General features: G+C 74.2%; 11 protein-coding genes and 1 pseudogene. 6 read left to right on the top strand and 6 right to left on the bottom strand.

The genetic code is table 11. From position 1 onward, the window contains the following. Positions 1-66: 66 nt before the first annotated feature. Together mmuM and SZN_RS30435 are read right to left on the bottom strand one after the other, a co-directional pair. The gene (mmuM, locus tag SZN_RS30440; protein WP_007502528.1) at positions 67-981 is read right to left on the bottom strand and encodes a homocysteine S-methyltransferase; all 915 of its coding nucleotides are present in this window, start codon (positions 979-981) and stop codon (positions 67-69) included. 281 nt (positions 982-1,262) lie between these two features. Continuing rightward, positions 1,263-2,324, bottom strand: coding sequence for a DUF6924 domain-containing protein (locus tag SZN_RS30435; protein WP_007502526.1), 1,062 nt, complete (start codon positions 2,322-2,324; stop codon positions 1,263-1,265). 221 nt (positions 2,325-2,545) lie between these two features. Here SZN_RS30435 and SZN_RS30430 point away from each other — a divergent pair, with 221 nt between their 5' ends. Beyond that, positions 2,546-2,971: an NUDIX hydrolase gene (locus tag SZN_RS30430; protein ID WP_007502524.1), complete on the top strand. Its 426-nt coding sequence runs from the start codon at positions 2,546-2,548 to the stop codon at positions 2,969-2,971. On the opposite strand, the gene SZN_RS30425 is transcribed toward SZN_RS30430, so the two are convergent. Further along, the gene (locus SZN_RS30425; protein ID WP_007502521.1) at positions 2,958-3,704 is read right to left on the bottom strand and encodes a cupin domain-containing protein; all 747 of its coding nucleotides are present in this window, start codon (positions 3,702-3,704) and stop codon (positions 2,958-2,960) included. The genes SZN_RS30430 and SZN_RS30425 overlap by 14 nt on opposite strands. A gap of 149 nt (positions 3,705-3,853) precedes the next feature. Between SZN_RS30425 and SZN_RS30420 the strand changes: the two genes are divergently transcribed. After that, complete coding sequence (locus SZN_RS30420; protein WP_007502519.1) at positions 3,854-5,089, top strand: helix-turn-helix domain-containing protein; 1,236 nt, start codon at positions 3,854-3,856, stop codon at positions 5,087-5,089. 111 nt (positions 5,090-5,200) lie between these two features. After that, complete coding sequence (locus SZN_RS30415) at positions 5,201-5,782, top strand: hypothetical protein (RefSeq protein ID WP_007502518.1); 582 nt, start codon at positions 5,201-5,203, stop codon at positions 5,780-5,782. 70 nt (positions 5,783-5,852) lie between these two features. Here the strand turns inward: SZN_RS30415 and SZN_RS30410 are convergent, their stop codons facing one another. The 3 genes from SZN_RS30410 to SZN_RS30400 form a co-directional block, all read right to left on the bottom strand. Continuing rightward, positions 5,853-7,271, bottom strand: a complete 1,419-nt coding sequence (locus SZN_RS30410) for a prenyltransferase/squalene oxidase repeat-containing protein (RefSeq protein WP_007502516.1) — start codon at positions 7,269-7,271, stop codon at positions 5,853-5,855. Positions 7,272-7,331: 60 nt separating this feature from the next. Continuing rightward, on the bottom strand, positions 7,332-7,934 hold the full coding sequence (locus SZN_RS30405) for a TetR-like C-terminal domain-containing protein (RefSeq protein ID WP_007502514.1): 603 nt from the start codon (positions 7,932-7,934) through the stop codon (positions 7,332-7,334). Positions 7,935-8,155: 221 nt separating this feature from the next. Then, positions 8,156-9,409 (bottom strand): D-arabinono-1,4-lactone oxidase, encoded by a 1,254-nt coding sequence (locus SZN_RS30400; protein ID WP_007502512.1) that lies wholly within the window; start codon positions 9,407-9,409, stop codon positions 8,156-8,158. A gap of 148 nt (positions 9,410-9,557) precedes the next feature. Between SZN_RS30400 and SZN_RS30395 the strand changes: the two genes are divergently transcribed. The 3 genes and pseudogenes from SZN_RS30395 to SZN_RS30385 all read left to right on the top strand — a co-directional run. Then, complete coding sequence (locus tag SZN_RS30395; RefSeq protein WP_007502511.1) at positions 9,558-10,568, top strand: hydroxyacid dehydrogenase; 1,011 nt, start codon at positions 9,558-9,560, stop codon at positions 10,566-10,568. A gap of 139 nt (positions 10,569-10,707) precedes the next feature. Continuing rightward, complete coding sequence (locus SZN_RS30390) at positions 10,708-12,027, top strand: radical SAM protein (protein ID WP_007502510.1); 1,320 nt, start codon at positions 10,708-10,710, stop codon at positions 12,025-12,027. Between the two features lie 319 nt (positions 12,028-12,346). Then, positions 12,347-13,127, top strand: a pseudogene (locus SZN_RS30385) (cellulose-binding protein); the annotation flags it as partial.

Below are 13,127 nucleotides of genomic sequence, written 5' to 3'. Positions count from 1 at the left end.
CGCCCGGCGTCCGTACGCGCCTTCACGCCCCGCGCGCCGCCGCCCGCCCCGCCGCCTCCCCCGCGCCTACGCCAGCGCCCGCGCGACCGCCTCGATGGTCCGCGGAGGCACCCGGCAGCAGCCGCCGATCAGGCGGGCGCCCGCGGCACGCCAGGTGCGGACCTGGTCGGGGGAGAAGGCCGGGCGGCCGTGCCAGGTACGGGCTTCGGCGTCCCAGGACTCACCGCTGTTCGGGTACGCGACGACCGGTCTGCCGGTGACGCGGGCCGCGGTCGCCACCGCACCCTCGACGTCCCGCGGCGCACAGCAGTTCACGCCCACGGCGATCACCTCGTCGGCGTCGGCCGCGAGGGCGAACGCCTCCTCCAGCGGCTGTCCGGCACGCGTACGGCCCCCGGCGACGGAGTAGGACAGCCACACCGGTACGCCGAGCCCGCGCACCGCCCGCAGCAGCGCCTCGGCCTCGTCGGAGTCCGGAACCGTCTCCAGGGCCAGCGCGTCGGGCCCGGCCGCGGCCAGCACCTCCAGCCTGGGCCGGTGGAAGCGCTCCAGCTCGGCGACGCTCAGGCCGTAGCGGCCCCGGTACTCGGACCCGTCGGCCAGCATGGCCCCGTACGGCCCGGCCGAGGCCGCCACCCACAGCGCTCGCGCGATCCCGCCCGTCCGGGCCCGCCGTGCTGCCTCGCGCGCCGACTCCACGGAGAGCGCCAGCAGTTCGGCCGCCCGCTCCCGCCCGATGCCGCGCCGGGCGAAGCCCTCGAACGTGGCCTGGTACGACGCCGTGATCGCCACGTCCGCGCCCGCCTCGAAGTACGCGAGGTGCGCCCGCGTGATCGCCTCGGGGGACTCCGCGAGCAGCCGGGCCGACCACAGCGCGTCGCTCAGGTCGTGTCCCGCCGCCTCCAACTGGTTGGACATGCCTCCGTCGAGGACGACCGTCCCGGTGGCGAGGGCCTCGGCGAGGGAGGAAGCACTGGTCATGCGGTCGACGGTAGTCCAGGGCGGGCGGGTTCGCGGGAGTCGCGGACCCGCCCCGGCGAGGAGAGGACGACGAAAACACCGCCCGGCCTCTGGTGCCCAGGGCCCGGTACCGGTGGGATGAACCCCCTGGGGCGTCCCGACCGGAACCGGGGCGCCCCAGGCCCTGCCGGCAGGAGCCGGTGAGAGAGCCGCGAGGCGGTCATCGTCGCCCGCCGACGGCCGCGGGAGGCGCCGGCCGTCCGCCGCCGGGGCACGAACCGCTCGTCGTGCCCGGCCCCCGGTTACGACATGGCGTCCCGAAGCCACTGCATGTCCAGAACTTCGGCCTTGGTGTCACCGTCCATGAAGTCCTCGATGTCCATGTTGGCGATCGCCAGGTTGGCCGCCATGCTTCCGGCGGACTCGGGGTCGATCCGGAAGGTGAACCCGATGGGGCCGTTCAGCGGCACGACCAGGAGGCCGCACTCGGGATCGCGCACGGCGCTCCCGTCCGCGATCATCACGACGTTCGCGGTCATCTGGTCGGGGCTGCTCTCGCTCTCGCAGACCATCGCCATGACCTGCTCGGGGCTGGAGCCGTCGAACGCCGGGTCGTCCACCGCGTCGACGGAGTCGCTGTAGTCGTCGACGGGGTCGTCGTAGCCACGCCCGGGGCGGTGCACGGCATCCAGGAGCGATGCCCATGCGGCGTCGTCGGTGAAGTCGGTGCGCACGAGCAGACCGAAGGTCTCCTGGGTGAGCAGGGGCAGAGTCCGCGCCGGGGGCTCGTAGCGCGGAGGCGGGCTGAGTGACTCCACGTAGGTCCCCACGGGGTCGGGGAGGGCGTCCTCCCAGTCCTCCAACGTCTCGTCCTCCTCAAGCTCGTAGTCGAGTTCGGCGGGCGCCTTCTCCTCGTAGCTGTCCAGGGTCATGTCCTGGAACGGGCGGTGCAGCACCAGGTAGGTCAGGGCCGCTTGGCGGGGCGTGATCCGAAACGCGTCCCCGTCGGCGCCGCGGAACGCCAGCAGCGGACGCAGCCGGGGGTCGGCCGCGGTCCTGTCGGTGCTGAGCAGGACCAGGTCGGGAAGCCACGTCCCGTCCGCGCCCAGCGCCTCGCGCACCTCCTCAAGGGTGGCGCCCCGCCAGGCGAGGTCGTCCACCACGACCAGCCGCCGGGGGATGGGCCCCGGCGGCACCGACCGGGCCTCGTGCCCCGGGCGCGGCGCGACCTGACCGGGCAGTTCCCCCAAGCGGGAGAGCACGTCACGCCAGGCGTCGTCGCCGTCGTCGGTGCGGATCAGCAGCATTCCGGGCACCCGCGGACCGTCGTCGGCCGCGGGCAGGGGCAGGGCAGGGCGTGTCAAGGGGCACCTCACGAGGATCGCCGTGGACTGTCAGTCACCTGTTCTACCTCCCTGCACTGACAGGCCCGTTCACCTGTGCCGTCCCACCCCCGTACGTGCGCCGAACCGCGCGGTACGGGGGGCGGCGACGCACCGCGGGCGGTCCTGCGCCGCTGTTAGCCTTGAGTGCTTACCGGGTACCAGACCCTTTGGACTCATCACCGGCGAGGGACCGAGGAACCATGACCGTGGACATCCCCGGCTACAGGCGACTGGCGGCAGCCGTCGTGATGGACCGCCTGCAGCGCGTGCTGCTGGTCCGCCGCAGTGTCAAGGAGCGGTTCCTGCCCCGGGTGTGGGGCGTGCCGTGCGGAAAGCTGGAACCCGGCGAGACACCCGAGGACGGTGCCCTGCGCGAACTGAAGGAGGAGACCGGCCTCCTCGGCGACATCGTGCGCAAGGTCGGTGAGTCGTCCTTCGTCAGCGACTACCGCGGGCACGAGATCAAGAACCGGCAGGACAACTTCCTCGTGCGGCCGGTGACCACGCAAGTCACGCTCCCCGAGCCCGACCAGAAGTCGCTGTGGCTCAGTCCGCACGAGCTGACGACCGTCGACATCGACGCCTACAACCTCGACATCGTCCGGCAGGCGCTCACCAGGCTCTGAGCCGCTCCGCCAGCCCGCGCAGCGCCCCCAGGTACTCCGGCACCGCCAGCGGCACCTTCGCGACCGCGCCGGGATGCGGGCCCGCCGCCGTGAACACGTCGGTGTGGCGCCGCCGTCGGGCCCCGGTCTCCAGGAAGAGCGTCACCGCGGGCTCGTCCGTATCGCACCAGGCCCGGTGCAGGGTGTGCGCGGGCAGCGCGTACGAACTGCCCGCCGCGTACCGGCCCGCATGGGTCAGCCGCAGCCGGGCCGGGCCCGCCGGCCGCAGCGTCCAGCTCGCCGTCCGCTCGGCCAGTGCCTCCTCGTAGCGGGCCGCCGCGAGACCGCCGGGGCCGTCGGCGGCCACCTCGTACAACTCCATGGCCAGCCGCCCCCGTACGACGTACGAGGCCAGCGGCGAGCGGTGGTTGTGGATGTCCTCCCGGCCGATCGCGCCCGCCCCGGGACGCCACACGTGGACGCGCAGCATGTGGCGCGGCCCGCCGTCGATCAGCAGCAGCTTGTCGAACCCGAGCACGTGCCGGTACGACAGCCGTGCGCACCCGTGCGGATCGCCCTCACCGGCGGCGAGTTCGTCCAGCAGTTCCACCAGCCGCCCGGGGACGCCCAGTTCGGTGACGACGCGGCGGGCCGCCTCGGTCAGCTCGTGCTCGGCCAGCTCACCGTCCAGAGACCCGGTCAGCAGTCCCCGCGCCGCCAGAACCTGCCGTCCGCCCCTGCACTCATCCTCCAACGCGCCCTCCACACAGCCGAGTTCCCTCAGACGGTGCGGGGCCGTCCGCCGTGCCGTCAACCACGCGCCGCAGTCTCGGCCGGAGCACCACACAGAACCGGCCCCGCCCCCTACCCTGACAGTGCGACCCGTACAGAGAGGGAGAGACCATGCCCGCCGATGCTGCCCCGGACGCCGGGAACCCCGTGGACTCCTTCGGCGCACGCGTCCAGCGTGCGCGCCTGCGGGCCGGGAAGACCCGTACCTATGTCGCCGACGTGATGGGGCACTCCGCGGAGTGGGTCAAGGCCGTCGAGAAGGACCGGATCGCCATGCCCGGTCTTCCCAAGCTGCTGCGCCTCGCGCACGTCCTCGGCGTCGAGGACCTCACCGATCTGACGGGCGACCACCGGATCACCGCCGCCACCTACACCAAGGCCGAGCACGCCGCGCTGCCCGTTCTGAAGCAGGCACTGACGCGTTACCGGCTGGCCCGGCCCGAGCAGGCACCCGAGTCCGCCGAGGTCCTGGAGGCCCGCCTGCGGCAGGCGTGGAGGGCGTGGCATGCCCCGGGCGGCCACCGGACCGCAGTCGCCGCCCTGCTGCCGGACCTGCTCGACGACTCCCAGCGCTCTGCGCGCCTCCTCGAAGGGGCGGAGCGGCGGCGCGCGTTGGTGGTCCTGGCCCAGACCTATCACCTGGCGCAGCTGTTCCTGTCGTTCCAGCCGGTGCCGGACCTGGTGATGCTCACGGGTGACCGCGCGATGACGGTGGCGCAGGAAGCGGACAGTCCGCGCGCGATCGCCGCGGCGGCCTGGTACGTCAACCATGTGCACCGCGACGCCGGTGAGGCGGCCGAAGCCCGGGTGGACCTCGCCGAGGAGGCGTGCGTCCTGCTCGCGGACCCGGAGGACACCGAGCACATCGCGCGCCGTGGACTGCTGCACCTGGCCGTTGCCCTGTCGTACGCCAAGACCGGCCAGGCCGGGGACGCTTGGCGCTACTGGGACAAGGCGGACGCCGCCGCGCGGCAGCTCGGTGACGACTACGCGCACCCGTGGCTGATCTTCGGCCGGGGAGTGGTCGACGGCTACGCCATCACGATGCACAACGACCTCGTGCAGCCGCGGAAGGCGCTGGAGGTCGCCGACTCCCTGAACCTGGCGGCCATCCCGTCGGCGACCCGCCGCTCGTTCCACCTCATCGAGACGGCTCGCGCGCACGGCCTGCTGGACGAGGGCGCCGCCTCGGTCGGCTATCTGGCCAAGGCGTTCGAGGAGTCGCCCGAGACGATGCGGTACAACGTCCACGCCCGCAGCGTGCTGCCCGCACTGGCCAGGTCCGGGCCGCGCACGATGCGCGAGGACGCGGCTGTTCTGGCACGCGAACTCGGCGTACCCGCATGATCGTTGAGGGGTAGGAACCGTACCCCCGCGCAAGGGGGTAGACGTCCTAACCCCTGCCCCACCCTCCCGCTCCTACCGTCGATGACGTACCGATCATCGACCCCGGGAGTCATGGTGAAGGATCTGGAAGACGGCGGAGTCGTGTCCGCGCCGCGCTCGGCGGAGCCGTCCGCGGTCGTGGCCGGCAGTGCGCGGCGGTTAGCCGTCGAGTGCTGGCTGCTGGCCGCGCTTCCCGCGCACGGGCGGGACAGGGCGCGCACGGAGTGGCGGGAACAGCAGGTCGCCATGGTGCCGTTGGGCACGCACTTCTCCGCGGTGCGACTGCCGGGGAGGCTGGTCCGCGGTCTGGCGCGGAGCAGCGCGTGGGGTGAGGTGGACGCGTTCCTGCGTGAGGACGTCGCCGGGCCGGTCATCTGCGACCCGCGCAACGGCGGCCGGTACTACGCCCTTGTGCCCGCGAGGCTGCCCGTCACCTGGAAGGCCGCTGCCGAGGACTGGCGTCACCACGGCGTCGACGTGCTCGGCTCGGCCACGCTGCTCGGCGTTCCCCGCGTCGGCGCCGTGGAGTTCACCGCGTGGGGCTGCGCCTCCTACTGGTCCTCGCCGATGGCCGCGCCGGGGGAGTTGTGCGAGCCCCTGACGCTGGCCCGGTTCATCGCGGCGGGCGCGGCACTGCTGAACCACGGAACCTGACACGCGCGTTGGACGAACGCGTTGGACGCGCCCGTTGGACGAACGCGGGGACCCGCCCGCCGCCCGCCCGTCAACCGCCGGCGGGCTGGTACGTCCACACGGCATGGGCGCGCAGCGCCGAAAGCCCCTGGTACGTCATCCACATGGGCCGCCGCAGCCCGGTGCTGTCGCCGCCGCCCCGCCCCCACAGCCAGACGCCGTCCCGCTGCCCGGCCCACACGGCGGCGACGGCTCCGTCCAGCCGCACCCGCCACTCGTCCTCCAGTCCCTCCGCGCGCGCGATCTCCAGCGCGCCGGGTGTGAGCAGGGCGCGGACCAGCCACGAGGCGGTGAAGTGCCGCACGCTCAGCACCTCGTGGCGCGAGGGGTCGTCCGTCCGCGGCCGGCGCACCTCCTCGTGCAGTTCCTCCAGGTCCGGGCAGGTGTCGTGCGGGGCGTCCGGGCACGACAGCAGCCAGCGGATGCCCTCCTCGCGCGCGGTGCGGGCGCGTGAGGCCCGCGCGTCGCCGTCCTCGCCCAGCACCCGCGCGGCACGGTCCAGGGCGACCACGGCCTGCGCGGTGTGCAGCGGCGACGGCCTGCCGTACGGGGGCTGGAGACGGTATCCCCAGCAGCGCAGATGGTCGCGGCGCCGGTCGCTGATCGCCCCGTCCGCGAGCGCCTCGCGCAGCAGGGGCAGCGTCGCAGAGCGGGGCGCGGCACGCAGCAGCCCGCGCAGCACGGTCGTCACCACATGGGTGGACTCCCGGCCGGGGCGGTCGAGTTGGCGGGTGAACCCGTTCACGCAGTGGTCGACCTCCGCCGCCAGCCGCTCGGGCGAGGCGCCCGCGCGGGCGAGCGCGCCCAGTACCAGCGCGGTCACCTCGGGACGGGCCTGCGAGCCCTGCGAGCGCGCCGACCAGCCGCCGTCCGGCAGCCGCAGCCGCCACAGGGTGTCCACCAGGTCGCCGGTGCTCAGCCTGCCGTCGGGCACGCCGAGGTCGAGCATGATGTGCAGGCCGTAGGCGGTGCCGACGGGGGTGGGCCGCGACGGGGAGTTCTCCCCGAGGGAGTGCGGCCAGCCGGTCAGCCGGCCGCGCTGCGGGTCGGCCACCTCGGACACCTGGTCGACCAGGGCGGCGTAGGCGGACGCGAAGACCTGGGGCAGGGGTCCGGGCGCCGCGGGACCGGCGGCGACGGTCCGGCTCCGGCCGCCCGCCGCCGTGCGGGCCCGCAGCAGCGCGGCCGCCAGCCAGGCCGCGACGAACGTGGCCAGTCCGCTGATCCCGGAGATCAGATACCGGGCTGCCGGACCGTCCATGGAGGGCGGCAGCACGCTGAAGAGGAACTGGAACACGCCGTAGCCGGCCGCCGCGGCACCGAGGCCGCCGAGCCAGCCGACGAAGCGGGACTGCTGCGTGTCGTCCGGGGGTTCCTCGTCGGGAGCGGGGGAGGCGGGTCCGGGCCGACGGGACCTCAAGGGGCCGCGCCCGAGCTGCTGTTGGGACATGACACGCTCCCTCCCCCGTGGCGGGCGACCTCAACTCCGCCAAGATTCCAGTCTAAGTGGTCAGCGTGGCGCCTGGGGCGGACGCCGGTCGCCATGGGCGCGCGGCCAGTTCACGAACGCCACGTGCAGGGCGTCCACGGCGCGCTCCCAGGACTCCCGTACCTCCCGGGGCGCGCCGAACGCGCCGGTGGACTCCAGCGCGCAGTACCCGTGGACCGTACTGCGCAGCAGCCGGACGGCGTCGGTGAGGTCGGGCTCCTCCAGGCCGTAGGCGCGCATCACGCCGTAGGTGATCTCGGCGGTGCGGCGCAGCGCGGGGGAGCCGGCGACCACGGACGGGTCGAGGCGGATCTGCGTCGCCGTGTACCGGCCGGGGTGCTCCAGGGCGTACGCCCGGTACGCGTCCGCGAAGGCGACGAGGGCGTCCTTGCCTGCCCGGCCCGCCACGGCGGCGGCGATCCGGTCGATCATCTCGCCGCCGGCCAGCAGGGCGATCCGGGTGCGCAGGTCGCTCAGGCCCCTGACGTGCGAGTACAGGCTCGCGTCCTTCACACCGAAGCGGCGCGCGAGCGCGGACAGACTGACCTGGTCGAACCCCACCTCGTCGGCGAGATCGGCCGCGGCCGCGGCGAGGCGGTCGGCCGTCAGTCCTGCGCGCGCCATGGGCGGACGTCCTCCTGCGGAACCTGGGATCTTCACGCAGGATGCTAGCCGCCCGCGCGAGCCGGGACCGGAACGGCAGCCCACCGGGCCCGCGGCCGGGCGGCGGCGCAGGGCTTCCGGGCAGGGGGCCGCCCGGCTCCAGCTCGCTCGTCCGCGCGGCGGCGTCCAGTCGGCCCCGGCGCCCCCTCCGTCCCCCACCCCCGCCCCCGCCCCCGGGCCTGTCAGTCCTCCAGTACGTCGCGTACGAACGCGTTCGTGAACGTGCCGTGCGGGTCCAGGTCGCGGGCCAGTGCGCGGAAGTCCGCCAGCCGGGGGTAGCGGTCCCGCAGGGCCGGGGCGGGCATCGTGAACACCTTGCCCCAGTGCGGCCTGGCCGCGAAGCCGTCCAGCGCCGACTCCAGCCGCCGTACGACCGGCAGCACGGCCGCCGTGTCGTCGATCCAGGTGAAGTGGAACGCCACGGTGTCCCGCCCGTACGACGGACTCAGCCACTGCTCGTCGGCGGCCACCGTGCGCACCTCGCAGGTCTGCAGGACCGGGGCGACCGCCTCCCGGATCGCGCCGATCGCGTGCAGCGCGTCCACGGCACGCCCGCGCGGCAGCAGATACTCCGACTGGAGTTCCGCGCCGCTGCTCGGGGTGAACTCCGCCCGGAAATGCGGCAGTCGCTCGTGCCACGGCCCCGGCACCCCGAACTGCTCCGTGCAGTTGACCGCGGGCATCCCCGGCACCGGGTGCAGCTTCTCGGTGGCGGGGGCGGCCCACGGGAAGTCGGGCAGCGGCTGGTCGGTGCGCCGCTTGAGCCACACCTGGCGAAAGCCCGGCGCGCGCCAGTCGGTGAACAGGCTCACGCTGTACGCGCACGCCGTCACCGCGTCGAACAGCGCCTGGTCCATCGCCGCCGGCGCCAGCTCGGTGTACAGATGCTGCTCGACGTCGAAGGACGGCTCCAGGCCGAGGGTGAGGGCGGTGACCACCCCGAGCGCGCCCAGCGAGGTGACGGCACCGCCGAACCGCGGGTCGTCGCGGCCGATCGTGAGCGACGAGCCGTCCGCCGTGACCAGTTCCACCTCGCGCACGGCCGCGGCCAGCGCGCCGTTGCCGACGCCCGAGCCGTGCGTGCCCGTGGCCACCGACCCGGCCACCGAGATGTGCGGCAGCGAGGCCATGTTGGCCAGCGCCAGCCCGTGCGCGTGGACGGTGCGCGCGAGTTCGGCGTACCGCACCCCGCCCCCGACCCGGACCGTACGGGCGGCGCCGTCCACGTCGATCACCGGCGGCAGGCCCGCGACGGACAGCAGGACACCGCCCGGTCCGGGCTCGGCGATCCCGTTGAAGGAGTGCCCGCTGCCCAGCACCCGCACCCGCGCGCTCCCCGCCACCAGCGCGCCGATCGCGGCCGGCGACCGCGGCCGCGCGAGCTCCCCGGCGGTGTAGGTGATGTTGCCCGCCCAGTTGGTGATCGTCTGCGTCATCCGTGCCGTCCTTCGCGGTGGGTGCGTCGCCGTTGACCCTCTCATCCGCGGCTGCCTACCGTGGAGAGCGTTTTCCCCGACCGGCGCCGACGGCCCGCGCACCCGCGCAGGCGCCCGCCCCGCCGCACCCGAGCCGGAGGCCACGTCCTTGACCCAGCGGCCCCACGCCGTCCTCGCCATGTCCGCCGCGAACGTGCCGCTGGTCTTCCCGCCCCGGGTGCTGGCGCGGCTGCGCGAGGCGCTGGACCTCGACCCCGCCGCGGTCGCCGAGGACTTCACCGACCCCCGGCTGCGGGACGCCCTCGCCCGCGCGGAGGTCCTCGTCACCGGCTGGGGCTGCCCCCGGCTGGACACCGCCGCGCTCGACGCCGTCCCGCGGCTGCGCGCGGTGCTGCACTCGGCCGGCTCGGTCAAGGGCCTCGTCACGCCCGAGCTGTGGCGGCGGCGGATCACGGTCACCTCGGCCGCGGCGGCCAACGCGGTACCCGTCGCCGAGTACACGCTCGCCATGATCCTGCTCACCGGCAAGGACCTCCTCGCCGCCCGCGACCGGCTGCGCGCCGAGCGCTCCGCCCTCCCGGGATGGCGCCTCCTGCCCGGTACCGGCAACCACGGCCGCCGCGTCGGAGTGATCGGCGCCTCCCGCACCGGCCGCCGGGTGATCGAGCTGCTGCGCCCCTTCGACCTGGTCACCGCGCTCACCGACCCCTACGCGGACACCGCCGACGCCGCCGCGCTCGGCGTGCCCCTGCTGCCGCTGGACGACCTGCTGCGCACCTCCGACGTCGTCACGGTGCACGCCCCGCAGACCCCCGCGACCCACCACCTCCTCGGCGCCCGCGAGCTGGCCCTGATGCCCGACGGGGCGGTCCTCATCAACACCGCGCGCGGCCCGCTCGTCGACCACGACGCCCTGACCGCCGAGCTGCGCACCGGCCGCCTCTCCGCGGTCCTGGACGTCACCGAGCCCGAGCCGCTGCCCGACGACTCCCCCCTGTACGGGCTGCCGAACGCCTTCCTCACCCCGCACCTCGCCGGGTCCCAGGGCAACGAGGCGGCCCGCCTCGGCCTCGCGGTCGCCGAGGAGGCCGCCCGGCTGCGGGCGGGCGCGGCACCGGCCCACCCGGTCGATCCGGCCGTCCTGGAACGCGAGGCGTAGGCCCGCAGCGCGAGGCGTAGGCCCGGCGCGCGGCGCCCCGCGACCGCCGCGACCTGCCCGGAGGGGACCCGGCGCCACGGACGCCCGCGCGGGGGCATACCGTGAGGAGTCGTACGCCTGAGCCGGGAGGAGATTACGGATGGGCAGCCGCACCGCACTGGTCGAGGATCTGATGGAGCGATTCCCGCACGTTCCGCGGGAAGCCGTCTTCAAGGAGGATCTGCTCCGGGGCGGGGTCGCCTTCGACCCGTCGGCCCTCAGCGACAACGAGAGCGGCGAGGTGAAGCCGAAGTCGTACTTCATCTTCTCCTTCGACCACGGCACCCTGCCCGAACTCGGCGAGGCCGCGCTGCGCCGCCCGCCCGAGGAGATCATCCTCACCGGCGGGCCCTACGGCCTGCGCCGCACCGTCGTCTCGGTACGGGTGAACCCGTCGTCGCCCTACCGCGTGGCCGCCGGTGACGACGGCGTGCTCGGCCTCTACCTCGACGGCGCCCGGATCGCCGACGTCGGGGTGCCCCCGATGCCGGAGTACTACAAGCACAAGCTGGCCAGCGGGAAGTCGGTCATGGAGGTCGCCCCCACCATCCAGTGGGGCTATCTGATCTACCTGACCGTCTTCCGGGTCTGCCAGTACTTCGGCGCCAAGGAGGAGTGCCAGTACTGCGACATCAACCACAACTGGCGCCAGCACAAGGCTGCCGGACGGCCGTACACGGGCGTGAAGGACGTCGACGAGGTCCTGGAGGCGCTGGAGATCATCGACCGGTACGACACCGCCAAGGCGTCCACCGCGTACACGCTCACCGGCGGCGCCATCACCTCCAGGCTCCAGGGCCGCGACGAGGCCGACTTCTACGGCATGTACGCCAAGGCCATCGAGGAGCACTTCCCGGGGCGCTGGATCGGCAAGGTCGTCGCCCAGGCGCTGCCGAAGGACGACGTCCAGCGGTTCAAGGACTACGGCGTGCAGATCTACCACCCCAACTACGAGGTGTGGGACGAGTACCTGTTCAAGATGTACTGCCCCGGCAAGGAGCGCTACGTCGGCCGCGACGAGTGGCACCGGCGCATCCTCGACTCGGCGGAGGTCTTCGGCGCCCGCAACGTCATCCCCAACTTCGTTGCGGGCGTGGAGATGGCGGAGCCCTTCGGCTTCACGACCGTCGACGAGGCCATCGCCTCCACCACCGAGGGGCTGCGCTTCTTCATGTCGCAGGGCATCACGCCGCGCTTCACCACCTGGTGCCCCGAGCCCACGACCCCGCTCGGCAAGGCCAACCCGCAGGGCGCGCCGCTGGAGTACCACATCAGGCTGCTGGAGTCCTACCGCGCCACCATGGAGGAGTTCGGGCTGTCCTCGCCGCCCGGCTACGGCGAACCCGGCCCCGGCCGCGCGGTGTTCTCGGTGAGTTCCTTCATGGACAGCCTTCCCGCGGAGGACTCCCCCACGGTGTAGAAGCCCCCGTCGGTGGCGCCCTCGCCGCTGACGCTCCCCTCGGCGGCGACCCCGCCGGCGGCGCATCAGCGGCGGCGCCCTCACCGGTGAGGGCGCCGCCGTGACGAGGCGGAGGCGGCAGTGGTGGGGCTGAGACGCGCGGCCCCCGCATCCGTACGGGAGGCGGGTGTCGCGGGGCCGCAACGGTCCGTCACGGCATCCGAACACAGCGCTTGTCAGTTGTGTCGGAATCGTGAAAGGCTCGCCCCCTTCCGCGAGGTGCCCCCCAACTCCATTGCCACTATGGCGAGTTGACCTCGCATGTGGATGCAGGAGACCCATGCCCGACCTGCCGACCCCCCAGGACGCCACCGAGGCCGCGCTGTTCTCCGAGTGCTGGGACGCCGTGTTCTCGTACGCCGACCTGTGCGCCGCGGGCCCGGAGGCGGCCGCCGCGCTCGCCGCCGAGGCGTTCGCGGCCGGCCTGCGCGAAGCACGCGACACCGGGACCCCCACCGGACGCGACACCGGCCGCCGCCCGGCCCGCCTGCCGCGAACCGCGCTGCTGCTGACGGCCGTACGCACCACCGCGGTCGCCTGGGAGGACGGCGGACAGGGGCACCGGCTCACCCCCGACCTGCGCCTGTGGCTGCACGACGAGCAGGCCGCCCGCTTCGCCGGGCCCCCACTCCTGCGCCCCCTGGCGCTGCGCGCGCTGCGCGACATGCAGGAGGCCGACGCGACCCTGCTGTGGCTGGCCGAGGTCGAGGCCCTGCCCCTGCACGTCGCGGCCCGCCGGCTCGGCCTCGACCCCGCCACTGTCTCCGAGGAACTCGCCCAGGTCCGCGCCCTGTTCAGGGACCGCTGCCGACGCAACCACCTCGACACGCCGATGGACGCGCACTGCCGCAGCTACGCCCGCCTCCTGGACGCCGTGAGCCGCTCGGCCACCGCCGACACCCCGGCCGACCTCTCCCGCCACCTCGCCCTCTGCGTGCGGTGCGCCGACGCCGCCGCCTGCCTGCGGCCCGACGGCGGCGGACTGCCCGGCGCCCTCGCCGGCGGCGTGCTCGGCTGGGGCGGCCTCGCCTACCTGGAGCGCCGCCGCCGGGCCGCCGACG

Origin of the sequence: Streptomyces zinciresistens K42 (genome assembly GCF_000225525.1) — a bacterium.
Taxonomy (GTDB): domain Bacteria; phylum Actinomycetota; class Actinomycetes; order Streptomycetales; family Streptomycetaceae; genus Streptomyces; species Streptomyces zinciresistens.
Note: the sequence above shows the minus strand (reverse complement) of the source record. Positions and strands in the feature narration are given on the sequence as shown.